Genomic DNA, 21,894 nt, shown 5'->3' on the forward strand with positions numbered 1-21,894 from the left:
AGACCCGTACGGGTCAAAACGCGGTCCGCGATGCCGATGCTGCTGACGTCGCGGCGCACTCCGGTTCGGTCCTGGATGGGGACCCCGCAGTTGTTACGGGTCCCAGAGTAACCCGACCGGAGCGCAGCACACGACGCAGCAGCAGACCCGTGAGCCCGCACAGGGCCACCATGTCTCTGAACGCGCGACGCTTGTGGGCCAGCTCGGAGGGCCACGGGACGAGGGCCGCCTGGGGCATCAGGGCCAGCCAGAACCAGGGCGTACGCGGCATCGACCCCTCCCGCACCCCCGACGCCAGCAGCGGCGGCAGCACCACCAGCAGGTAGTGGTCGAAGGACGGCCGCGACACCAGGAATGCGGCGAGCATCACCATGCACGACGTCTCCGCCAGCCGCAGCGCACCCCCGTCGGCCTCCCCCTCCGAACGCCGCCACCGCACGCGCACCGCCCACAGCCCGGCCAGCGCCCCCGCGCCCGCCACCGCCACCGCCACCGCCACCGGCAGCCCCAGCCGCGGCAGCACCGCGATCGGCGAGGCGTCCCAGGGCAGCGCGTAGGCGTCCTGCCCCTTGAAGAGGAACGGCAGGGTCTTGGTGAAGAACAGCGTCGGGCTCGGCATCAGCAGGGCCCCCACCAGCGACAGCCCCACCGGCACCAGCACCGCCCCCACCAGCCCCCGCCACTGCCGGGCCAGGACGAAGAGCAGACCGATCGGCACCAGCATCGGCTTGCAGGCGATCGCCAGCCCCACCACCAGCCCCGCCGCGGCCCACGAGCGCCGGTGCGCCAGCAGCAGGGCGACCGGCAGGGCGGCCGCCGAGATCGCCGTCCAGTTCCCGATCAGCACGAGGTTCGCGTACGGCTTGTAGGCCAGCGCGAGCAGCCCGAGACCGGCCACCGCGAACCGCGAGCACAGCGGCACCGCGAACAGCCGCAGCGAGGCCCACCAGCCCACCCCCACGAGCCCGGTCATCCCCAGCGGCAGCAGCCAGCGCAGCGCCTCCCGCGGGACCATCGCCTCGGGCACCGCCATGATCACGGCGCTGGGCAGGTACAGGAACCGCTTGTCCTCGTACGGCGAGACCCCCGACAGCAACGCGTCCGCGGCCTTGACCACGAACGCGTTGTCGGAGCCCCAGTTCGGGCGCAGGCTCGCCGAGACCGAGACCGTCAGCAGGACCAGCAGCGAGAGCGCCCGCCAGGACCGGGGCGCCGGCTCCGTCAGCCAGGCGGTCCGCCGGCCGGCCGCCGACGGGCGGTCCCGCTTCATGAGCCAGATGCCAGGCCGCAGCCCCACAGCGCCTCCCCTTGCCTCGCAGGGGTCGACGGCCTACCGCTTGCGCTCGACCCTGCGTTCGTCCCAGACAGGCTCCTGAGTCTCCCGTACAACACCGTCCGAACCGAAGACCAGGTAACGGTCAAATGTCCGCGCGAACCAGCGGTCGTGCGTCACGCACAGCACCGTGCCGTCGTACGACTCCAGCCCGTCCTGCAGCGCCTCCGCCGACTCCAGGTCGAGGTTGTCCGTCGGCTCGTCCAGCAGCAGCGCCGTGGTGCCGGCCAGCTCCAGCAGCAGGATCTGGAAACGCGCCTGCTGCCCGCCCGAGAGCTTCTCGAACGGCTGCTCCGCCTGACGCTCCAGCTCGTAGCGGCGCAGGGCGCCCATCGCCGCGCCCAGCGGCTTCGCCGCCTCCGTCCACAGGATGTCGACGAGCGTGCGGCCGAACAGCTCCGGATGCGCGTGCGTCTGCGCGAAATGGCCCGGCAGCACCCGTGCGCCCAGCTTCCAGTCGCCCGTGTGCTTGACGTCCTCGCCCGCCAGCAGCCGCAGGAAGTGCGACTTGCCGGAACCGTTCGAGCCGAGCACCGCGACGCGCTCCCCGTAGAACACCTCCAGCGAGAAGGGCTTCATCAGCCCCGTCAGCTCCAGGTTCTCCACGGTCAGCGCGCGCACCCCGGTGCGCCCGCCCTTCAGCCGCATCCTGATGTCCTGCTCGCGCGGCGGCTCCGGCGGCGGTCCGGCCTCCTCGAACTTCTGGAAGCGCGTCTGCATCGCCCGGTAGCGCGAGGCCATGTCGGGGCTGGAAGCCGCCTGGTTGCGCAGCCGCAGCACCAGCGCCTTCAGCCGGGCGTGCTCCTCGTCCCAGCGCCGCTTGAGCTCCTCGAACCGCGCGAAGCGCTCCTTGCGGGCCTCGTGGTACGTCCCGAAGCCCGCGCCGTGCACCCACACGTCGCTGCCCGTCGGGCTCGCCTCCAGACTGATGATCTTCTCGGCGGCCTGGGTCAGCAGCTCCCGGTCGTGGGAGACGAACAGCACCGTCTTGCGGGTGGCCCGCAGCTGCTCCTCCAGCCACCGCTTGCCCGGGACGTCCAGGTAGTTGTCCGGCTCGTCGAGCAGCAGCACCTCGTCCGGCCCGCGCAGCAGCGCCTCCAGGACCAGGCGCTTCTGCTCACCGCCCGACAGCGTGCGCACCTCGCGGAACTGCGCGCTGTCGTACGGGATCGCCAGCGCGGCCATCGTGCAGACGTCCCACAGGGTCTCCGCCTCGTAGCCCTGGACGTCCGCCCAGTCGCTGAGCGCCTGCGCGTACGCCATCTGCGCGGCCTCGTCGTCCACCGTCAGGATCAGCTGCTCGGCCCGGTCCACGGCCTTCGCGGCCTCCCGGATCCGCGGCTGCGCCACCGACACCAGCAGGTCCCGCACGGTCGTCTCGTCCCGCACCGAGCCCACGAACTGCGACATCACGCCGAGCCCGCCGCTGATCGTCACCCCGCCGCCGTGCGGCTGGAGCTCACCGGAGATCAGCTTCAGCAGCGTGGTCTTGCCGGCCCCGTTCGCCCCGACCAGGGCGACGACCGACCCCTCCCCCACACGGAAGGAGACGTCGGGGAGCAGGACCCGCCCGTCGGGAAGGTAGTACTCCAGGTGGCTGGCTTCGAGATGTCCCATGCGGGGCATTGTCCCGGCCCGGCGGCGATCCGCCCAAACGGTTTGGCCCGGTGAGGCCCGGTGGGGCCCGGTGAGCGCCGCCGGACCGGGGCTCAGCAGCCCCCGCAGCCGCCGCCCGCCCCCGGCAGGGTCCGCATGTTCCGCGCCTCCTTGCTGCGGGCGGCCAGCAGCTCGTCCGCCGGGTAGCCGACCTCCTCCAGGGTCAGCCCGTGCGGCTTCACCACGTGCACCGAGGAGTCCCGTACGGCGGCGGCCAGGACCTGTCCGGGCCACTCCACGGGCCGGTGCCCGTCGCCCACGTGCAGCAGCGCTCCGACCAGCGAGCGGACCATGTTGTGGCAGAACGCGTCGGCCCGCACCGTCGCGGTGACGATCCCGTCCGCGTCCCGCACCCAGCTGAGCTCCTGGAGCGTACGGATGGTCGTGGCACCCTCGCGCTTCTTGCAGTACGCGGCGAAGTCGTGCTCGCCGAGCAGCGCGGCGGCGGCCTCGTTCATGGCGTCCACGTCCAGCGGCCACTGGTGCCACAGCACGTGCCCGCGGCGCAGCGGGTCGACGCCCGCCTGGTGGTCGCCGACCCGGTAGGCGTAGCGGCGCCAGATGGCGGAGAACCGGGCGTTGAAGCCCTCGGGGGCCTCCGCGGCCTTCCAGACCCGCACGTCGTGCGGGAGCCGGCCCGCGAGGCGGCGCAACAGCTTGTCGTGGTGCTCGGCCCACACCTCCCCGGCCAGGTCGAACTGCGCGACCTGCCCGCGCGCGTGCACCCCGGCGTCGGTGCGCCCGGCGACGGTCAGGTCGACGGGCTCCTTGAGGCGCATCACGGTCTGCAGGGCGCTCTCCAGCTCGCCCTGCACGGTCCGCAGCGTCCGCTGCTTCGCCCAGCCGGAGAAGTCCTTGCCGTCGTACGACAGGTCCAGCCGCACCCGGACGTGACCGGGCTCCACCTCGTCACCCACGTGACAGATCCTCTCTCAGAAATGCAGAACGGGCCCGCCCCGGGAAGGGGCGGGCCCGTTCAGAGCCGATCAAGAAAACTCGATCCCGTAGCGGGATCAGGCCTCCTTGGTCTCCTCGACAGCCTCGGTCTCGGTGGCCTCGGCCTTGGCCTCCGCCTCCTTGACCGCGCGCTTGGTGGCGGCCTCGGCCTCACCGGTGGCCTGCTGGGCGACCGTCAGGGCCTCGACCAGCTCGATGACCGCCATCGGGGCGTTGTCGCCACGACGGTTGCCGATCTTGGTGATGCGCGTGTAACCACCGGGGCGGTTCTCGTAACGCGGGGCGATCTCGGTGAACAGCGTGTGCACGATGCTCTTGTCCGTGATCGTCTGCAGCACCAGGCGACGGTTGTGGATGTCGCCCTTCTTGGCCTTGGTGACCAGACGCTCGGCGTAGGGACGCAGGCGACGGGCCTTGGCCTCGGTGGTGGTGATGCGGCCGTGCTCGAAGAGCGCCTTCGCGAGGTTCGCGAGGAGGTGCTTCTCGTGCGCGGCGGAACCGCCCAGGCGGGCACCCTTTGCGGGACGCGGCATGGTGTTACTCCTTCATATCTGCACCGGCCGTGTCAGGTACCGGTGTCAGTTCCCCCGGGGCGGACGCCGCGGGAAAGATCTACGGGTGCTGCTTAGTACTGCTCGGTCTCGACGAAACCGGCGTCCGCGTCGTCGTCGGCGCCGAAGGCGTCGGCGGCGGCGGTCGGGTCGAATCCGGGCGGGCTGTCCTTGAGGGCCAGGCCCATGCCGGCCAGCTTCGCCTTGACCTCGTCGATCGACTTCGCACCGAAGTTGCGGATGTCGAGCAGGTCGGCCTCGGAGCGGGCGACGAGCTCACCCACGGAGTGGATGCCCTCGCGCTTGAGGCAGTTGTACGACCGAACGGTGAGCTCCAGCTCCTCGATCGGCAGCGCCAGGTCGGCGGCCAGGGCGGCGTCCGTCGGGGACGGGCCCATGTCGATGCCCTCGGCGTCGATGTTGAGCTCGCGCGCCAGACCGAACAGCTCGACCAGGGTCTTGCCGGCGGACGCCATGGCGTCGCGCGGGCGCATGGCCTGCTTGGTCTCGACGTCGACGATCAGCTTGTCGAAGTCGGTGCGCTGCTCGACTCGGGTCGCCTCGACCTTGTAGGTGACCTTGAGGACCGGGCTGTAGATGGAGTCGACCGGGATGCGGCCGATCTCCTGGCCCAGCTGCTTGTTCTGGACGGCGGAGACGTAGCCGCGACCGCGCTCGACGGTCAGCTCCATCTCCAGCTTGCCCTTGCCGTTGAGCGTGGCGAGGACCAGGTCCGGGTTGTGCACCTCGACACCGGCCGGGGGCGCGATGTCGGCAGCGGTGACCAGGCCGGGACCCTGCTTGCGCAGGTACATCACGACCGGCTCGTCGTGCTCCGAGGAGACGACCAGCTGCTTGATGTTGAGGATGATGTCCGTGACGTCTTCCTTGACGCCCGGCACGGTGGTGAACTCGTGCAGGACGCCGTCCACGCGGATGCTGGTGACAGCGGCACCCGGGATGGAGGACAGGAGGGTACGGCGCAGGGAGTTGCCGAGGGTGTAACCGAAGCCCGGCTCCAGCGGCTCGATCACGAACCGCGAGCGGTACTCGTCGACGACCTCTTCGGTCAGCGAAGGACGCTGAGCGATAAGCATGTCTGTGTTCCTTCAGTCGTGGACGCCCACTATTTGACGCCCGACGGGTGCAGCACAGGGCTGCGGACTAACAAGGGTACGGGCGGTACGTCCCCCGTGAAGGGTTCGTACCGCCCGGACACTCAAGAACGCACAGGTGCGTCCGCTGCGTCAGACGCGGCGGCGCTTGGGCGGGCGGCAGCCGTTGTGCGGGGTGGGGGTGACGTCCTGGATCGAGCCGACCTCAAGGCCGGTGGCCTGGAGGGAGCGGATCGCGGTCTCACGGCCGGAGCCGGGACCCTTGACGAAGACGTCGACCTTGCGCATGCCGTGCTCCTGCGCGCGGCGGGCGGCCGACTCGGCGGCCATCTGCGCGGCGAAGGGGGTGGACTTGCGCGAGCCCTTGAAGCCGACGTGGCCGGCGGAGGCCCAGGAGATCACGTTGCCCGAGGGGTCCGTGATCGAGACGATGGTGTTGTTGAACGTGCTCTTGATGTGGGCGTGCCCGTGAGCGACGTTCTTCTTTTCCTTGCGGCGCACCTTCTTGGCAGCGCCCTGACGACCCTTGGGGGGCATCTAAATCTCCTACGGGAGGTGGTCGGTCCTACAGCGCAAGACCGCTGAACAGGACTACTTCTTGCCCGGCTTCTTCTTACCGGCGATCGCGCGACGCGGGCCCTTGCGGGTACGCGCGTTCGTGCTGGTGCGCTGACCGTGCACCGGGAGGCCGCGACGGTGGCGGATACCCTGGTAGCACTGGATCTCGATCTTGCGGCGGATGTCGCCCTGGATCTCGCGGCGGAGGTCACCCTCGGTACGGAGGTTGGCGTCCACGTACTCGCGGATCTTGACGAGGTCCTCTTCGGCCAGGTCACGAACGCGGGTGTTCGGGTTCACGCCGGTCGAGGCGAGGATCTCCTTGGACCGGGTGCGCCCGATACCGAAGACGTAGGTGAGTGCGATCTCCACGCGCTTTTCGCGCGGGATGTCAACACCGGAAACGCGTGCCACAAATGGCTCCTGTGTGTTCGGGGGTCTTCCGCAGAACCACTCCCGACCGCCGACCACCCTGATGGGTGGTGGTACGTCCGGGTCCCCGGCCCCCGCCGGAGGTGCCGCCGGCCCTTCTCAGGGCTGGGCGGGTTCTGCGTATGTACGTTTTCTTACGTCGCGCGAAGAACTGCGGAAGGCAGGTCGGTCGGCGTGCGTCAGCCCTGGCGCTGCTTGTGGCGCAGGTTGTCGCAGATGACCATGACCCGACCGTGACGGCGGATCACCTTGCACTTGTCGCAGATCTTCTTGACGCTCGGCTTGACCTTCATGTTGGTGAGGTTCTCCGGGTCAGTGCCACCACCCGCACCGGGACGGATGCCCAGGCAGGAGTGAGGACAAGATCTACTTGTATCGGTAGACGATCCGGCCACGCGTGAGGTCGTACGGAGACAGCTCCACAACGACCCGGTCATCCGGGAGGATGCGGATGTAGTGCATACGCATCTTGCCGCTGATGTGCGCGAGGACCTTGTGACCGTTCTGCAGTTCCACCTTGAACATCGCGTTCGGGAGGGACTCGATCACGGTGCCCTCGATTTCGATGGCACCTTGCTTCTTGGCCACGCTTCGCCCTTCGAATCGGCTACCTTGATCGGCCTCGCGCTCCATGCAGGCATGGAAGTGCACGAGAGCCGACGAGTCAGTCTACGTCAGGGCACCCAGAAAGACGAATCCGGAAAGTTTGCCCCAGAGTGTAGATCATTACGCCAGGGGGTCGGGAGCCGTGGTGACCCCGTACTCCGCCAGCTTCGCCTTGCCACAGTCAGGGCTGGTCAGGACGATGGGACCCGCCTCGGTCAGGGCGATGGAGTGCTCCCAGTGCGAGGACCAGGTGCCGTCCGTCGTGATGACCGTCCAGTCGTCCGCCAGTACCTCCGTCTGGGCGGTGCCCAGGGAGACCATCGGCTCGATCGCCAGGCAGAGGCCCGGGACCAGCTTGATCCCCTTGCCCCGCTTGCGCGAGACGTAGTTCAGCAGGTGCGGGTCCATGTGCATCTCGGAACCGATGCCGTGGCCGCCGTAGTCCTCGATGATCCCGAACTTGCCGAGGCTGTGCTCACCGGTGGACGGCCGCGGCTGGCGCTTGATGTACGTCTCGATCGCCTTCGAGATGTCCACCAGGCGGTTGCCGAGCTTCATCGCCGCGATACCGGCCCACATGGACTCCTCGGTGACCCGGGAGAGCTCGACCAGCTCCTGAGCGTGTCCGGTGCCCACGAAGGCCGTGTAGGCCGCGTCGCCGTGCCAGCCGTCCACGATCGCCCCGGCGTCGATGGAGATGATGTCGCCGTCCTTGAGGACCGTCTTGTCGTCCGGGATGCCGTGGACGACGACCTCGTTCACCGAGGTGCAGATGGTCGCGGGGAAGCCGCCGTAGCCGAGGAAGTTCGACTTGGCCCCGGCGTCCGCGATCACCTTGCGGGCCACCATGTCCAGATCACGCGTGGTGGCACCCGGTACGGCCGCCTCGCGGGTCGCCGCGTGGATCGCGGCGACGACCAGCCCCGCCTCTCGCATCTTCGCGATCTGCTCGGGGGTCTTGATCTGCACCATGGGGCGTGCCTTCCAGCTTCGAAACGGGTCTTCTCAACAGTACGGCCGCGATGCCCTGGGGACACCGCGGCCGTACCTGTACGACAGGGGTACTACTTCTTGAGGGCGTCCATCGCCCGCTTGGTGATCTCGTGCACCTCACCGAGGGCGGCGATCGTCACCAGGAGGCCCTGCGACTTGTAGTAGTCGATGATCGGCTCGGTCTGCGTGTGGTAGACCTCCAGCCGGTTGCGGACCGTGGCCTCGGAGTCGTCGTCGCGCTGGTACAGCTCGCCGCCGCAGGTGTCGCAGACACCCTCGGCCTTCGGCGCCGCGTACGTCACGTGGAAGACGTGCGAGGAGTCCAGGCGGCAGATCCGCCGGCCCGCGATGCGCTTGACGACCTCGTCCTCCTCGACCTCCAGGTCGAGGACCGCGTCGAGCTTCATGCCCGCACCCGTGAGCATCTCGTCCAGCGCCTCGGCCTGGGAGACGTTGCGCGGGAAGCCGTCGAGCAGGAAGCCGTTCGCGGCGTCCGCCTGCTCCATACGGTCCTTGGCCATGCCGATGGTGATCTCGTCGGGGACGAGGTCACCGGCGTCCATGAACGCCTTCGCGCGCCGGCCCAGCTCCGTGTTCTGGCTGATGTTGGCGCGGAAGAGGTCGCCCGTGGAGATGTGCGGGATCGACAGGTTCTTGGCAAGGAACGCGGCCTGCGTTCCCTTGCCCGCACCGGGAGGTCCGACGAGGACGATTCGCATCAGCGGAGGAACCCTTCGTAATTGCGCTGCTGGAGCTGGCTCTCGATCTGCTTCACGGTTTCCAGACCCACACCCACGATGATGAGGATGCTCGTCCCGCCGAACGGGAAGTTCTGGTTCGCTCCGAAGCCTGCCAACGCCATTGTCGGCACGAGAGCGATCAGACCCAGGTACAGCGACCCCGGCCAGGTGATCCGGTTGAGTACGTAGCTCAGGTACTCGGCGGTAGGCCGGCCGGCGCGGATGCCCGGGATGAACCCACCATACTTCTTCATGTTGTCGGCAACTTCCTCGGGGTTGAACGAGATCGCCACGTAGAAGAACGCGAAGAAGACGATCAGGAGGAAGTAGGCGGCGATGTAGTACGGGTGGTCGCCCTTGACGAAGTGCTTCTGGATCCAGGTCGCCCAGCCGGCCTGCGAGCCGCTGAACTGCACGATCAGCGCCGGGATGTACAGCAGCGACGAGGCGAAGATGACCGGGATGACACCGGCCTGGTTCACCTTGAGCGGGATGTAGGTGGACGTACCGCCATAAGCCCGGCGGCCGATCATGCGCTTGGCGTACTGAACAGGGATCCTGCGCTGCGCCTGCTCGACGAAGACCACCAGGGCGACCATCGCGAGACCGACCAGGATGACCACGCCGAACTCGACCCAGCCTCCAGCGATCTTGCCCTGGAGCTTGATCGTCCACAGCGCGCCGACGAAACCGGCGGCGATGGAGATGAACATGAGGATCGACATGCCGTTGCCGATGCCGCGGTCGGTGATGAGCTCACCGAGCCACATGACGACACAGGTGCCGGCGGTCATGGTGATCACCATGACGACCGTGGTGAAGATCGTGGGGTTCGGGACGATCTCCCGAGCGACCGGGCAGCTACCGAACAGAGCACCGGTACGCGCGGTGGCGACCAGGCCGGTGCCCTGCAGGATCGCGAGCGCGACCGTCAAATAGCGCGTGTACTGAGTGATCTTCGCCGTGCCGGACTGTCCCTCTTTTTTGAGGTTCTCCAGCTTCGGGATGACCACGGTCAGCAGCTGCAGGATGATGCTGGCGGTGATGTACGGCATGATGCCGAGCGCGAAGATCGTGATCTGCAGCAGCGCACCGCCGCTGAACATGTTGACGAGACCGAAGAGGCTGTTGCTGGTGCCCATCGAGTCGACACAGATCTGAACGTTCTTGTAGCTCACGCCGGGTACCGGGATGTGGGACCCGAGCCGATACAGCACGATGATGCCGAGCGTGAAGAGCAGCTTCTTGCGCAGGTCGGGCGTCTTGAACGCCCGGGCGAACGCGGTGAGCACGGTGCCTCCTGCGACCCCCGCGCTACTGCGTCAGAGGTGACGGTCTGAGGGATCGACGAATACGTACGAGCAAAGGTGCAGGCCACCTTACCGGCGTCTGCGCCCCCCGTGGAACGACCAACCGGGGATGCCCCATATGTGAGGCATCCCCGGTCGGGTTTCTAGCTATTTGTCACTGAGGTTTCGTCTTAGACGAGCTCGGTGACGGTGCCGCCGGCAGCGGCAATCTTCTCCTTGGCGGAGGCGGAGACGGCGTCAACCGAAACCGTCAGCGCCACGGAGATCTCGCCCTGGCCCAGGACCTTGACGAGGCTGTTCTTGCGAACCGCGCCCTTGGCGACCAGGTCGGCCACCGTGACCTCTCCACCCTCGGGGTAGAGAGCGCCGAGCTTGTCCAGGTTGACAACCTGGAACTCGGTGCGGAACGGGTTCTTGAAGCCCTTGAGCTTCGGCAGGCGCATGTGGAGGGGCATCTGCCCACCCTCGAAGCGCTGCGGGATCTGGTAGCGGGCCTTCTGGCCCTTCGTACCACGACCGGCCGTCTTACCCTTCGACGCCTCACCACGACCGACACGGGTCTTCGCGGTCTTGGCGCCGGGGGCGGGACGGAGGTTGTGGGCCTTCAGCGGGCTGTTCTCAGCCATGATTAGTCAACCTCCTCAACCGTCACGAGGTGGCGGACGGTGTGAACCATTCCGCGGAACTCGGGGCGGTCCTCCTTGACGACGACGTCGTTCAGGCGCTTGAGCCCGAGCGAACGCAGCGTGTCGCGGTGGTTCTGCTTGCTGCCGATGTACGACTTCGTCTGCGTGATCTTGAGGCGGGCCATTAGACACCCGCCCCAGCACGCGCACGAAGGAGAGCCGCGGGGGCGACGTCCTCGAGGGGCAGACCACGGCGAGCCGCGATCTCCTCGGGACGCTGCAGGCCCTGGAGGGCCGCCACGGTCGCGTGCACGATGTTGATCGCGTTGTCGGAGCCCAGGGACTTCGACAGGATGTCGTGAACGCCGGCGCACTCCAGAACGGCGCGCACCGGGCCACCGGCGATAACACCGGTACCGGGGGAAGCAGGCTTCAGCAGGACAACGCCGGCCGCCTTCTCGCCCTGGATCGGGTGCGGGATGGTGCCCTGGATGCGCGGAACCTTGAAGAAGTTCTTCTTGGCTTCCTCGACACCCTTGGCAATGGCCGCGGGAACTTCCTTGGCCTTGCCGTAACCGACACCTACAGTGCCGTCACCGTCGCCCACCACGACCAGCGCGGTGAAGCTGAAGCGGCGACCACCCTTGACAACCTTGGCGACGCGGTTGATCGCGACAACGCGCTCAACGTAAGCGGTCTTCTCGACGGCAGCACCACCGTCGCGACCCTTCCGGTCCCGCCGCTCGCCGCCACCGGCACCGCTTCCGCGGCGCTGGGGTCCAGCCATTGGATTACCTCTCTCTGTTACGTCCGTGAGTCCCGGAACCGGGGCTTAGAACTTCAGCCCGGCTTCGCGGGCGGCGTCAGCCAGAGCGGCAATGCGCCCGGCGTATCGGTTGCCACCGCGGTCGAACACGACGGTCTCGACACCCGCAGCCTTGGCACGCTCGGCGACGAGCGCGCCGACAGCCTGGGCCTGGGCGCTCTTGTCGCCTTCGCCACCGCGGATCGAAGCGTCCAGGGTCGACGCGGACGCCAGGGTGTGACCCTGGAGGTCGTCGATGACCTGAGCAACGATGTTGCGGTTCGAACGCGTCACGACGAGGCGCGGACGCTCCGCCGTACCCGAGACGTTCTTGCGGATGCGGATGTGGCGGCGAGCCTTGGCAGCGCGCTTGTACGCGTCGCCCTTGGCGATCTTCACACCGTATGCCATGGCTACTTACCAGCCTTTCCGACCTTGCGGCGGATGACCTCGCCGGCGTACTTGACACCCTTGGCCTTGTACGGGTCGGGCTTCCGCAGCTTGCGGATGTTGGCGGCGACCTCGCCGACCTTCTGCTTGTCGATGCCCTCGACCGAGAACTTGGTGGGCGACTCGACCTTGAAGGAGATGCCCTCGGGCGCCTCGATCAGGATCGGGTGGCTGTAACCAAGCTGGAACTCCAGGTCGGAGCCCTTCGCGGCGACGCGGTAACCGACACCGCTGATCTCGAGCGCCTTGACGTAACCCGTGGTCACGCCGGTGATCATGTTCGCCACCAGCGTGCGGGACAGGCCGTGCAGGGCCTTGTTCTGACGCTCGTCGTTCGGGCGGGTGACGTTCAGAACGCCGTCCTCACCCTTGACGATCTCGATCGGCGCCTTGACGGTGTGCGTGAGGGAACCCTTGGGGCCCTTCACGGCGACCGTCTGGCCAACGATGGTGACGTCCACACCGGCGGGAACCTGGATGGGGAGCTTGCCGATTCGCGACATTGCTTTTCCTCCGTTCCCGACTACCAGACGTAGGCGAGGACTTCCCCACCTACGCCCTTCTTGCCTGCCTGCTGGCCGGTCAGGAGACCGTGGGACGTGGAGATGATCGCCACGCCCAGGCCGCCGAGGACCTTCGGCAGGTTGGTGGACTTCGCGTACACGCGCAGACCGGGCTTCGAGATCCGCTTGATGCCCGCGATGGAGCGCTCACGGTTCGGCCCGAACTTCAGCTCGAGGACGAGGTTCTTGCCGACCTCGGCGTCCTCGACCTTCCAGCCGGTGATGAAACCCTCCTGCTTGAGGATCTCTGCGATGTGCGACTTGATCTTGCTGTGCGGCATCACGACGGTGTCGTGGTACGCCGAGTTAGCGTTACGCAGACGCGTGAGCATGTCTGCGATCGGGTCAGTCATGGTCATGAAGTGGCCTTCGGCCTCTCTCGCCGGGGTTTCCTGTATGCGCCATCCCTCTCCCCGCTCAGTGGCGGGACGGGTGCGGTGCGGGGACCTACGGCGTAGTAAGTCGATTAGGGCGGCGGACGCCCAACCCCACAAGCCTACGGCATGCGGAGCTGGGCACCCACCGACCAGATGCTTACCGAGAGTCTCTGGAACTTCCCAAGTCCTTGCGGACCAGGGGGAGTTACCAGGAGCTCTTGGTCACGCCCGGCAGCTCGCCACGGTGAGCCATCTCACGAAGGCAGACGCGGCACAGGCCGAACTTGCGGTACACGGAGTGGGGACGACCGCAGCGCTGGCAGCGGGTGTACGCACGCACACCGAACTTGGGCTTGCGGGCAGCCTTCGCGATGAGAGCCTTCTTCGCCATCTCGCTTACGCCTCCTTGAAGGGGAAGCCGAGGTGACGAAGGAGCGCGCGGCCCTCAGCGTCGTTGGTCGCCGTGGTGACCACGGTGATGTCCATACCCCGGGTACGGTCGATCTTGTCCTGGTCGATCTCGTGGAACATGACCTGCTCCGTGAGACCGAAGGTGTAGTTGCCACGGCCGTCGAACTGCTTCGGCGACAGACCACGGAAGTCACGGATACGCGGCAGCGCGAGCGACAGCGTACGGTCCAGGAACTCCCACATGCGGTCACCACGGAGGGTGACGTGGCAGCCGATCGGCTGACCCTCACGCAGCTTGAACTGCGCGATGGACTTGCGGGCCTTCGTGACGGCCGGCTTCTGACCGGTGATCGTCGTCAGGTCGCGGATGGCGCCGTCGATCAGCTTGGAGTCGCGGGCGGCGTCGCCCACACCCATGTTGACCACGATCTTCACGAGGCCGGGGATCTGCATGACGTTCTCGTAGGAGAACTCCTCACGCAGCTTGCCCGCGATGTCCTCGCGGTACTTCGTCTTGAGACGCGGAGTGGTAGCCATCAGATGTCCTCACCCGTCCGCTTGGCAACGCGGATCTTGTTGCCCTCGTCGTCGAAGCGGAAACCGACGCGGGTGACGACCTTCTGGCCGTCCTTCTCCACGACCAGCTGAACGTTGCTGACGTGGATCGGCGCCTCGGTGATCACGATGCCACCGGTCTGCGAGCCACCAGCGGTCTGGCCGGCCTTGGTGTGCTTCTTGACCCGGTTGACACCCTCGACGAGGACGCGGTCGTTGGCGGGGAAGGCCGCGATGACCTTGCCCTGCTTGCCCTTGTCCTTACCGGTGATGACCTGGACCAGGTCGCCCTTCTTGATCTTCATGCTTACAGCACCTCCGGCGCGAGCGAGATGATCTTCATGAACTTCTTCTCGCGCAGCTCACGGCCGACGGGGCCGAAGATACGGGTGCCACGAGGGTCGCCGTCGTTCTTCAGAATGACGGCGGCGTTCTCGTCGAAGCGGATGTACGAGCCGTCCTGGCGGCGGCGCTCCTTGACGGTGCGAACGATGACCGCCTTGACGACGTCACCCTTCTTCACGTTGCCACCGGGGATCGCATCCTTGACGGTGGCGACGATGACGTCACCGATGCCCGCGTAGCGGCGACCGGAGCCACCGAGAACACGGATGCAAAGGATCTCCTTGGCACCAGTGTTGTCGGCGACACGCAGTCGCGACTCCTGCTGGATCACGTCTATCTCCTGTTTGTCTGCCGGTTCCCGGCCGGGGCTTCAGAGAAGCCCCGACCGAGCCTGGCGGAACGAACTTGAAGGGTTACCCCTTCAAGAAATTACTTGGCCTTCTCGAGGATCTCGACGATGCGCCAGCGCTTGCTCGCCGACAGCGGACGCGTCTCCATGATGAGGACGCGGTCGCCGACGCCGGCAGCGTTCTGCTCGTCGTGAGCCTTGAGCTTGTTCGTACGGCGGATGACCTTGCCGTACAGCGCGTGCTTGACGCGGTCCTCGACGGCGACGACGACGGTCTTGTCCATCTTGTCGCTGACGACGAGACCCTCACGGGTCTTGCGGAAGCCGCGCTCGTTCGTCTCAGTCACGTTCTTCTCGCTCATCAGGCGCTCTCCACCGTCTCGATACCGAGCTCACGCTCGTGCATCAGGGTGTAGATGCGAGCGATGTCCTTACGGACGGACTTGAGCCGGCCGTTGTTCTCCAGCTGACCCGTGGCCGCCTGGAAGCGGAGCTTGAACAGCTCCTCCTTGGCCTCGCGCAGCTTGCCAACGAGCTCCTCGTTGCCGAGCTCACGCAGCTCGGACGCCTTGGTTCCCGTCGCCATCACGACTCACCTGCCTCGCGCCGAACAATCCGGCACTTCATCGGAAGCTTGTGAGCAGCGCGGGTGAGCGCCTCACGAGCAATCTTCTCGTTCGGGTAGGACAGCTCGAACATGACCCGGCCCGGGTGCACGTTCGCGATCCACCACTCGGGAGAACCCTTACCGGAACCCATGCGGGTTTCGGCCGGCTTCTTCGTCAGCGGACGGTCCGGGTAGATGTTGATCCAGACCTTGCCGCCACGCTTGATGTGGCGGGTCATCGCGATACGAGCCGCCTCGATCTGGCGGTTCGTGACATAGGCGGGGGTGAGCGCCTGGATACCGTACTCGCCGAACGAGACCTCAGTACCGCCCTTGGCCATACCGCGGCGCTTCGGGTGGTGCTGCTTACGGTGCTTGACCCTACGAGGGATCAGCATGTCGGTCAGGCCTCCGTTCCGGTGCTCTCAGCCGGAGCGGCGGCGGGAGCGTCGGCCTTGGGGGCCTCGGCACCAGCAGCCTGCTGCGGCTTGCGGCCACCACGGCCGCCGCGCTCGCCACCACGGCCACCACGGCCGGCGGGACGGTCGCCAGCGCCGGCACCACGGGCCGGGCGGTTACCCGCACGGGCCGCAGCGTTCTCGGCGCGAACCTCGGCGATGTTCTTGACGTCGCCCTTGTAGATCCAGACCTTCACACCGATACGGCCGAAGGTGGTCTTGGCCTCGAAGAAGCCGTAGTCCACGTTCGCGCGCAGCGTGTGCAGCGGCACACGACCCTCGCGGTAGAACTCGGAGCGGGACATCTCGGCGCCGCCGAGGCGACCGCCGCACTGGATCTTGATGCCCTTGGCGCCGGCCTTCATCGTGCCCTGCATGCTCTTGCGCATGGCACGACGGAAGGAGACGCGGGAGGAGAGCTGCTCGGCAACGGCCTGGGCAACCAGCTGAGCGTCGAGCTCGGGGTTCTTGACCTCGAGGATGTTCAGCTGGACCTGCTTGCCCGTGAGCTTCTCGAGGTCACCGCGGATGCGGTCGGCCTCGGCGCCACGGCGGCCGATGACGATGCCCGGACGAGCGGTGTGGATGTCCACACGCACGCGGTCACGGGTGCGCTCGATCTCAACCTTCGAGATGCCGGCGCGCTCCATGCCGGACGTCATCATCCGACGGATGGCGACGTCTTCCTTGACGTAGTCCTTGTACAGCTTGTCGGCGTACCAACGCGACTTGAAGTCGGTGGTGATGCCGAGCCGGAACCCGTGCGGGTTTACCTTCTGGCCCATTACCGGGAACCTTCCTTGCTGCTGACGACCACGGTGATGTGGCTGGTCCGCTTGCGGATCCGGTAGGCACGGCCCTGGGCACGCGGACGGAACCGCTTCAGGGTCGGGCCCTCGTCCACGTACGCCTCGCTGATGACCAGCGTGGAGGCGTCCGGGTGGTTGTAGTTGTGTGCGGCGTTGGCAATGGCGCTGTCAAGCACCTTGCCGACCGGCACGCTCGCGGCCTGCGGGGCGAAACGCAGGACCGCCTGAGCCTCCGTGGCATCCATGCCACGGATAAGGTCCACCACTCGGCGGGCCTTCATGGGCGTGACGCGGATGTACCGCGCCTGGGCCCTGGCTTCCATGGTTGTCCCTTCGGTGTAAGTCATAGTCGTAACCACCCCGCCTTTAGCGGCGCTTCGACTTCCGGTCGTCCTTGACGTGGCCGCGGAAGGTGCGAGTCGGCGAGAACTCGCCGAGCTTGTGGCCGACCATCGACTCGGTGACGAACACCGGGACGTGGGTCTTGCCGTTGTGCACCGCGATGGTGTGACCCAGCATGCTGGGGATGATCATCGAGCGACGGGACCAGGTCTTGATGACGTTCTTGGTGCCGGCTTCGTTCTGGACGTCCACCTTCTTTACGAGGTGGTCGTCGACGAAGGGCCCCTTCTTGAGACTGCGCGGCATCTAAACCCGCTCCTAGCGCTTCTTGTTCGTCTTGCGGCGGCGGACGATGTACTTGCTCGAAGCCTTCTTCGGCGAGCGAGTACGACCCTCCTTCTGACCCCACGGGGAGACCGGGTGGCGACCACCACTGGTCTTGCCCTCACCACCACCGTGCGGGTGGTCAACCGGGTTCATCGCGACACCGCGGACGGACGGGCGAACGCCCTTCCAGCGCATGCGGCCGGCCTTGCCCCAGTTGATGTTCGACTGCTCGGCGTTGCCGACCTCGCCGACCGTGGCGCGGCAGCGCGCGTCGACGAGACGGATCTCGCCCGACGGCATGCGGAGGTGGGCCATGGTGCCCTCCTTCGCCAGCAGCTGCACGGAGGCACCAGCCGAACGCGCGAACTTGGCGCCGCCACCGGGACGGAGCTCGATCGCGTGGATCGTGGTACCGACCGGGATGTTGCGGAGCGCAAGGTTGTTACCGGGCTTGATGTCGGCCGTGGGGCCGTTCTCAATCCGGTCGCCCTGCTTCAGAGCCTTCGGCGCGATGATGTAGCGCTTCTCGCCGTCCGCGTAGTGCAGGAGCGCGATGCGCGCGGTGCGGTTGGGGTCGTACTCGATGTGCGCGACCTTGGCCGGCACGCCGTCCTTGTCGTGACGACGGAAGTCGATCACGCGGTAGGCGCGCTTGTGTCCACCACCCTGGTGGCGAACGGTGATCCGACCGGTGTTGTTACGGCCGCCCTTGCTGTGCAGCGGGCGAACCAGCGACTTCTCCGGCGTGGACCGCGTGATCTCGACAAAGTCGGCGACGCTGGAGCCACGACGGCCCGGGGTCGTCGGCTTGTACTTGCGGATACCCATTTCTCAGTCCTCGTCCGATTCCGGACGACTAGACCTCCGTTAGGAGGCCTGGCCGCCGAAGATGTCGATTCGGTCGCCCTCAGCGAGGGTCACGATGGCGCGCTTGGTGTCAGCGCGCTTGCCGAAACCGGTCTTGGTGCGCTTGCGCTTACCCTGACGGTTGATCGTGTTGACCCCGGTGACCTTGACCGAGAAGACCGCTTCCACAGCCTGCTTGATCTGGGTCTTGTTCGAGCCGGGCGCGACGATGAACGTGTACTTGTTCTCGTCGAGCAGCGCGTAGCTCTTCTCCGAGACAACCGGCTTGATCAGCAGGTCGCGCGGGTCGGTGAAGGTCTTGCTGGTAACGGTCGCGTCAGACATTACGCGTCGCTCCCTTCGGTCTCATCGGCCTTGGGGCCAGACACGAAGGACTCGAAAGCGGCCTGAGTGAAGACCACGTCGTCAGAGACGATCACGTCGTACGTGTTCAGCTGGCCCGGCTCCAGGATGTGAACCTGGGGCAGGTTGCGGGCGGACAGCCACGCGGCCTCTTCGCTGCGGTCGACGACCAGGAGCAGGTTCTTGCGCTCCGAGATCTTGCCGAACAGCGTCTTGGCGGCCTTCGTGGAGGCGGCACCCTCGACCACGCCGGTGACGACGTGGATGCGGGAGTGACGCGCACGGTCCGAGAGGGCACCGCGGAGGGCGGCGGCCTTCATCTTCTTCGGGGTCCGCTGCGAGTAGTCACGCGGCTGCGGGCCGTGGACGACGCCACCGCCGGCGAACTGCGGAGCGCGGGTCGAACCCTGACGGGCGCGGCCGGTGCCCTTCTGGCGGTACGGCTTGCGGCCACCACCACGGACTTCGCCACGGGTCTTGGTCTTGTGCGTGCCCTGACGGGCAGCAGCCAGCTGAGCGACAACGACCTGGTGGATCAGCGGAACGCTGGTCTTGGCGTCGAAGATCTCCGCGGGGAGCTCGACGGTACCGGCCTTGTCGCCTGCCGGCGAAAGGATGTCAATGGTGCTCATTACCTCAAGCCCCCTTGGCCGCGGTACGGACCAGGACGAGGCCGCCGTTCGGACCGGGGACCGCGCCCTTGATGAGCAGCAGACCCTTCTCCGCGTCAACCGCGTGGATGGTCAGGTTCTGGGTGGTGACGCGCTCGTTACCCATGCGACCGGCCATGCGCATGCCCTTGAAGACACGCCCAGGGGTGGCGCAGCCACCGATCGAACCGGGGGAGCGGTGCTTGCGCTGCACACCGTGACCGGCGCCGAGGCCCCGGAAGTTGTGCCGCTTCATGACACCGGCGAAGCCCTTGCCCTTGCTGTTGCCCGTGACGTCAACCTTGACGCCGGACTCGAACACCTGGGCGGTGATCTCCTGGCCGAGCGTGTACTCGCTGGCGTCGGAGGTGCGGAGCTCCACCAGGTGGCGGCGCGGGGTGACGTCGGCCTTGGCGAAGTGGCCCTTGAGGGGCTTGTTCACCTTGCGCGGGTCGATCTCGCCGAAGGCGATCTGGACCGACTCGTAGCCGTCGATGTCGTTCGTACGGACCTGGGTAACGACGCAAGGTCCGGCCTTGACCACGGTGACCGGGACGACACGGTTGTTCTCGTCCCAGACCTGGGTCATGCCGAGCTTCTCGCCCAGGACGCCCTTGATCTGCTTTGCCATCTTCTCGACGCCTCTCAGAGCTTGATCTCGATGTCAACGCCGGCCGGAAGGTCCAGGCGCATCAGCGAGTCAACGGTCTTGGGCGTCGGGTCGAGGATGTCGATCAGGCGCTTGTGCGTGCGCATCTCGAAGTGCTCGCGCGAGTCCTTGTACTTGTGCGGCGACTTGATGACGCAGTACACGTTCTTCTCAGTGGGCAGCGGCACCGGGCCTGCGACCGACGCACCAGTGCGGGTCACCGTCTCGACGATCTTCTTCGCCGAGGAGTCGATGACCTCGTGGTCGTAGGCCTTGAGCCGGATGCGGATCTTCTGTCCCGCCATGGCTACTCCGTAGTCCTGTCTGTATGTGGAAACGCTCTGGCGCTCGGTCGGCTGCGGGACGGATCCTGCGGCTTCTCTCCGACCCACGCGGTCGGGCGTGTCGCACACCCTCTACAGAAAATTCCCATACGGAAATTCCCTCGTCCAAGGGGATGCGGTCCCGGACCGCGCATCGGGGGAGAAACACCCACCGAGTGCCTGGCAAGCACCCTGCTGACACTTCCCAGAAGATTCCCGTACGTCCGCCCTCATTGCTGCCCCGAAAGGCAGATTAAGGACGACGAGTACTGTGGGACTCGCTTCCGGTCCTCCCGGCGGGAGGCGCACAGCATCGGCACTCAACCGAGCAACTTGAGTAGTCTGCCATACGAGACACGTACCTGGCCAATCGGGCGGAAGAGAATACCCCGCCGCGCGATCACGTCAAACCACGGCGCGACGCTTCCCCGGCGGGGTTCTCCCAGGCCGGACCCCTGATCACGAGCGGGAAGCGCTCCCGCAGCCCTCCTGCCGGCCCGTTGCGAGGCTCTTGCTGCGGTCGTACGGGTCGACCGGCGCGCCGGAAGGGGTCGGTCCACTGTCGGCCGGGTCCGAGAAGAAGGACGGGTGCACGTACCCGTCGTACCGGTCACAGGTGCTGTTGGCGATGTCCGGCTGGAAAGCCGCGAGCCGCAGCGCGCCGGGCGCCCCCCGCCACTTGGCCGGGTCGGCGACCGAGAAGGTGATCTCGCGCCGCACGATGGTTCTCGCGACGTCCTCCGGGTTCCCCTTGACCTTCACGAAGGGGTAGACGAAGGAGTAGTCCGCCTTCACCTCCGCCTGTCCGGGCTTCTCCCCCGGCTCCACCCACATCCGGCCCCGCACCTTGACGACGTCGCCCACGGGCTTCAGTTCGGCCGGGTCGTACCGGGTGAACAGGTCCAGCGGGTCCTGCTCGCGCGTCGGCCGGTCGAGGGAGACCTCCAGCTCCTTGCGCAGCTCCTCGTCCTGCGGGTCCAGCAGCTTCAGCGCTGCCTCGGGCCGCCCGCCCCGCAGCGCCGCGGGGTCCAGGTTGGCGGCGATCAGGAACTGCTTCGCCTTCGCCAGCGCGTCCGCGACCTGGTCCCGGGACACCCCGCCGACCTCCGTCGCCTCCGGCGCCTCGATACCGGCGGCGCCATCCGCCCACTGGAGGGCCGGCGAGCCCCGGAAGGGGTCCTTCAGCGTCGGCCGGTCGGGGTACACGGCCTCCGGGGCCGCGGTCGGACGGGCGGTCTCCGCCGGCAGTGGGGCGGCCTTGGCGGCCCCCTCACGGGCTTCGGCCTTGCCCGTCAGCTTGTCGATCACCAGCTCCGGCCGTACGGCGATCAGCGCGAGCGCCGCGATGAAAACGATCGCGGCAGCCGCCTTGAGCCGCCGCTTGCCCTTCCCCCGGCCCTCCATCTCCTGCCACGCCGGCCCGGTCCGCCACCCCGGCGGATCGTTTCGCCCCGGCTTCGGCCGACGCCCGAACCGCCCGCTCCGGGCCGCCCGCGCCCGCTCCTCGTCCTCACGCCGCAGCCGCTCGGTCACCATCCGCGCCCGCGCCGACGGCTCCTTCGGAGCGTCCGCGGACTCCCGTGCGACCTGCTCGCTGAAGCGGGCCCACTCCTCGTCGGAGATGCCGGGTCTGCCGTCGTCCTGCTGCCCCATGTGTCCCACCCTGAACGTTCCCTGTACCGAACTGCGGATGAGCCTCTCACAGGGCCTTTACATGGCCTTTACGCGGGTACGGAGAAGGGCCCCTCCCCCGCCGCCGGAGCGGTGGGGAAGGGGCCCTTCTGCCGA

34 protein-coding genes are annotated in these 21,894 nt (G+C 67.2%); all 34 read right to left on the reverse strand.

Translation table 11 applies throughout. The annotated features are described in order from the left end of the window. Positions 1-13 precede the first annotated feature (13 nt). The 34 genes from OG295_RS13550 to OG295_RS13715 all read right to left on the reverse strand — a co-directional run bounded on the left by OG295_RS13550 (position 14) and on the right by OG295_RS13715 (position 21,759). Positions 14-1,270, reverse strand: a complete 1,257-nt coding sequence (locus tag OG295_RS13550) for a glycosyltransferase family 87 protein (protein ID WP_371677123.1) — start codon at positions 1,268-1,270, stop codon at positions 14-16. A 60-nt stretch (positions 1,271-1,330) separates the two neighbouring features. After that, positions 1,331-2,950 carry an ABC-F family ATP-binding cassette domain-containing protein gene (locus OG295_RS13555; protein WP_371677124.1) on the reverse strand — a complete coding sequence of 540 codons (1,620 nt, stop codon included), beginning with the start codon at positions 2,948-2,950 and terminating at the stop codon, positions 1,331-1,333. Positions 2,951-3,042: 92 nt separating this feature from the next. Next, entirely contained in the window at positions 3,043-3,906 is an 864-nt protein-coding gene (truA, locus tag OG295_RS13560; protein ID WP_371677125.1) for a tRNA pseudouridine(38-40) synthase TruA, read from the reverse strand. 96 nt (positions 3,907-4,002) lie between these two features. Next, positions 4,003-4,479, reverse strand: coding sequence for a 50S ribosomal protein L17 (rplQ, locus tag OG295_RS13565; RefSeq protein ID WP_007265921.1), 477 nt, complete (start codon positions 4,477-4,479; stop codon positions 4,003-4,005). 92 nt (positions 4,480-4,571) lie between these two features. Then, positions 4,572-5,594 carry a DNA-directed RNA polymerase subunit alpha gene (locus OG295_RS13570; RefSeq protein WP_007265920.1) on the reverse strand — a complete coding sequence of 341 codons (1,023 nt, stop codon included), beginning with the start codon at positions 5,592-5,594 and terminating at the stop codon, positions 4,572-4,574. 150 nt (positions 5,595-5,744) lie between these two features. Beyond that, on the reverse strand, positions 5,745-6,149 hold the full coding sequence (gene rpsK, locus OG295_RS13575) for a 30S ribosomal protein S11 (protein ID WP_003956432.1): 405 nt from the start codon (positions 6,147-6,149) through the stop codon (positions 5,745-5,747). 54 nt (positions 6,150-6,203) lie between these two features. Then, the gene (gene rpsM, locus OG295_RS13580) at positions 6,204-6,584 is read right to left on the reverse strand and encodes a 30S ribosomal protein S13 (RefSeq protein WP_007265919.1); all 381 of its coding nucleotides are present in this window, start codon (positions 6,582-6,584) and stop codon (positions 6,204-6,206) included. Positions 6,585-6,781: 197 nt separating this feature from the next. Then, positions 6,782-6,895, reverse strand: a complete 114-nt coding sequence (rpmJ, locus tag OG295_RS13585; protein ID WP_003956441.1) for a 50S ribosomal protein L36 — start codon at positions 6,893-6,895, stop codon at positions 6,782-6,784. A 73-nt stretch (positions 6,896-6,968) separates the two neighbouring features. Continuing rightward, positions 6,969-7,190, reverse strand: coding sequence for a translation initiation factor IF-1 (infA, locus tag OG295_RS13590; protein ID WP_003956442.1), 222 nt, complete (start codon positions 7,188-7,190; stop codon positions 6,969-6,971). Between the two features lie 138 nt (positions 7,191-7,328). Next, on the reverse strand, positions 7,329-8,180 hold the full coding sequence (gene map / locus OG295_RS13595) for a type I methionyl aminopeptidase (protein WP_371677127.1): 852 nt from the start codon (positions 8,178-8,180) through the stop codon (positions 7,329-7,331). Positions 8,181-8,272: 92 nt separating this feature from the next. Beyond that, positions 8,273-8,920: an adenylate kinase gene (locus tag OG295_RS13600; RefSeq protein WP_356218038.1), complete on the reverse strand. Its 648-nt coding sequence runs from the start codon at positions 8,918-8,920 to the stop codon at positions 8,273-8,275. Continuing rightward, the gene (secY, locus tag OG295_RS13605; RefSeq protein ID WP_371677128.1) at positions 8,920-10,233 is read right to left on the reverse strand and encodes a preprotein translocase subunit SecY; all 1,314 of its coding nucleotides are present in this window, start codon (positions 10,231-10,233) and stop codon (positions 8,920-8,922) included. The genes OG295_RS13600 and secY overlap by 1 nt, the downstream gene beginning before the upstream one ends. A 188-nt stretch (positions 10,234-10,421) precedes the next feature. Further along, on the reverse strand, positions 10,422-10,877 hold the full coding sequence (gene rplO / locus OG295_RS13610; protein WP_030154704.1) for a 50S ribosomal protein L15: 456 nt from the start codon (positions 10,875-10,877) through the stop codon (positions 10,422-10,424). Positions 10,878-10,879: 2 nt separating this feature from the next. After that, positions 10,880-11,062 (reverse strand): 50S ribosomal protein L30, encoded by a 183-nt coding sequence (rpmD, locus tag OG295_RS13615; protein ID WP_005313525.1) that lies wholly within the window; start codon positions 11,060-11,062, stop codon positions 10,880-10,882. Then, complete coding sequence (gene rpsE / locus OG295_RS13620; RefSeq protein ID WP_266841145.1) at positions 11,062-11,664, reverse strand: 30S ribosomal protein S5; 603 nt, start codon at positions 11,662-11,664, stop codon at positions 11,062-11,064. Before rpsE ends, rpmD begins: the two co-directional genes overlap by 1 nt. 45 nt (positions 11,665-11,709) lie before the next feature. Beyond that, positions 11,710-12,093, reverse strand: a complete 384-nt coding sequence (rplR, locus tag OG295_RS13625) for a 50S ribosomal protein L18 (RefSeq protein ID WP_030026334.1) — start codon at positions 12,091-12,093, stop codon at positions 11,710-11,712. Positions 12,094-12,095: 2 nt separating this feature from the next. Further along, a complete protein-coding gene (gene rplF, locus OG295_RS13630) occupies positions 12,096-12,635 on the reverse strand; it encodes a 50S ribosomal protein L6 (RefSeq protein WP_266841143.1) in 540 nt (179 codons plus the stop codon). A 20-nt stretch (positions 12,636-12,655) separates the two neighbouring features. After that, positions 12,656-13,054 carry a 30S ribosomal protein S8 gene (gene rpsH / locus OG295_RS13635; RefSeq protein ID WP_007265911.1) on the reverse strand — a complete coding sequence of 133 codons (399 nt, stop codon included), beginning with the start codon at positions 13,052-13,054 and terminating at the stop codon, positions 12,656-12,658. A 223-nt stretch (positions 13,055-13,277) separates the two neighbouring features. Continuing rightward, positions 13,278-13,463 (reverse strand): type Z 30S ribosomal protein S14, encoded by a 186-nt coding sequence (locus OG295_RS13640; protein WP_003956452.1) that lies wholly within the window; start codon positions 13,461-13,463, stop codon positions 13,278-13,280. Between the two features lie 5 nt (positions 13,464-13,468). Next, positions 13,469-14,020, reverse strand: a complete 552-nt coding sequence (gene rplE, locus OG295_RS13645; RefSeq protein WP_030154702.1) for a 50S ribosomal protein L5 — start codon at positions 14,018-14,020, stop codon at positions 13,469-13,471. Continuing rightward, positions 14,020-14,343: a 50S ribosomal protein L24 gene (gene rplX, locus OG295_RS13650; protein WP_030230645.1), complete on the reverse strand. Its 324-nt coding sequence runs from the start codon at positions 14,341-14,343 to the stop codon at positions 14,020-14,022. Before rplX ends, rplE begins: the two co-directional genes overlap by 1 nt. 2 nt (positions 14,344-14,345) lie before the next feature. Beyond that, positions 14,346-14,714, reverse strand: coding sequence for a 50S ribosomal protein L14 (gene rplN / locus OG295_RS13655; RefSeq protein ID WP_003956455.1), 369 nt, complete (start codon positions 14,712-14,714; stop codon positions 14,346-14,348). Positions 14,715-14,812: 98 nt separating this feature from the next. Further along, entirely contained in the window at positions 14,813-15,094 is a 282-nt protein-coding gene (gene rpsQ / locus OG295_RS13660) for a 30S ribosomal protein S17 (protein WP_030026328.1), read from the reverse strand. Beyond that, complete coding sequence (rpmC, locus tag OG295_RS13665) at positions 15,094-15,318, reverse strand: 50S ribosomal protein L29 (RefSeq protein ID WP_008739703.1); 225 nt, start codon at positions 15,316-15,318, stop codon at positions 15,094-15,096. The genes rpsQ and rpmC overlap by 1 nt, the downstream gene beginning before the upstream one ends. Continuing rightward, positions 15,318-15,737 carry a 50S ribosomal protein L16 gene (gene rplP, locus OG295_RS13670; RefSeq protein ID WP_030026326.1) on the reverse strand — a complete coding sequence of 140 codons (420 nt, stop codon included), beginning with the start codon at positions 15,735-15,737 and terminating at the stop codon, positions 15,318-15,320. The genes rpmC and rplP overlap by 1 nt, the downstream gene beginning before the upstream one ends. A gap of 5 nt (positions 15,738-15,742) precedes the next feature. Further along, entirely contained in the window at positions 15,743-16,582 is an 840-nt protein-coding gene (gene rpsC, locus OG295_RS13675; protein WP_007265905.1) for a 30S ribosomal protein S3, read from the reverse strand. Next, on the reverse strand, positions 16,582-16,929 hold the full coding sequence (rplV, locus tag OG295_RS13680; protein WP_007265904.1) for a 50S ribosomal protein L22: 348 nt from the start codon (positions 16,927-16,929) through the stop codon (positions 16,582-16,584). The genes rpsC and rplV overlap by 1 nt, the downstream gene beginning before the upstream one ends. 43 nt (positions 16,930-16,972) lie before the next feature. Further along, complete coding sequence (rpsS, locus tag OG295_RS13685; protein WP_008739713.1) at positions 16,973-17,254, reverse strand: 30S ribosomal protein S19; 282 nt, start codon at positions 17,252-17,254, stop codon at positions 16,973-16,975. Between the two features lie 12 nt (positions 17,255-17,266). Continuing rightward, positions 17,267-18,103, reverse strand: coding sequence for a 50S ribosomal protein L2 (gene rplB / locus OG295_RS13690; RefSeq protein ID WP_008739715.1), 837 nt, complete (start codon positions 18,101-18,103; stop codon positions 17,267-17,269). A gap of 39 nt (positions 18,104-18,142) precedes the next feature. Then, a complete protein-coding gene (gene rplW / locus OG295_RS13695) occupies positions 18,143-18,466 on the reverse strand; it encodes a 50S ribosomal protein L23 (RefSeq protein ID WP_215023440.1) in 324 nt (107 codons plus the stop codon). Next, positions 18,466-19,116 carry a 50S ribosomal protein L4 gene (rplD, locus tag OG295_RS13700; protein ID WP_266841138.1) on the reverse strand — a complete coding sequence of 217 codons (651 nt, stop codon included), beginning with the start codon at positions 19,114-19,116 and terminating at the stop codon, positions 18,466-18,468. The genes rplW and rplD overlap by 1 nt, the downstream gene beginning before the upstream one ends. Before the next feature lie 4 nt (positions 19,117-19,120). Next, positions 19,121-19,765: a 50S ribosomal protein L3 gene (gene rplC / locus OG295_RS13705; RefSeq protein WP_008739720.1), complete on the reverse strand. Its 645-nt coding sequence runs from the start codon at positions 19,763-19,765 to the stop codon at positions 19,121-19,123. A 14-nt stretch (positions 19,766-19,779) separates the two neighbouring features. Continuing rightward, positions 19,780-20,088 (reverse strand): 30S ribosomal protein S10, encoded by a 309-nt coding sequence (gene rpsJ / locus OG295_RS13710; protein WP_003948644.1) that lies wholly within the window; start codon positions 20,086-20,088, stop codon positions 19,780-19,782. Between the two features lie 477 nt (positions 20,089-20,565). Continuing rightward, complete coding sequence (locus OG295_RS13715) at positions 20,566-21,759, reverse strand: hypothetical protein (RefSeq protein WP_371677130.1); 1,194 nt, start codon at positions 21,757-21,759, stop codon at positions 20,566-20,568. Positions 21,760-21,894: the final 135 nt, after the last annotated feature.

It is taken from the genome of Streptomyces sp. NBC_01276, from assembly GCF_041435355.1.
Taxonomy (GTDB): domain Bacteria; phylum Actinomycetota; class Actinomycetes; order Streptomycetales; family Streptomycetaceae; genus Streptomyces.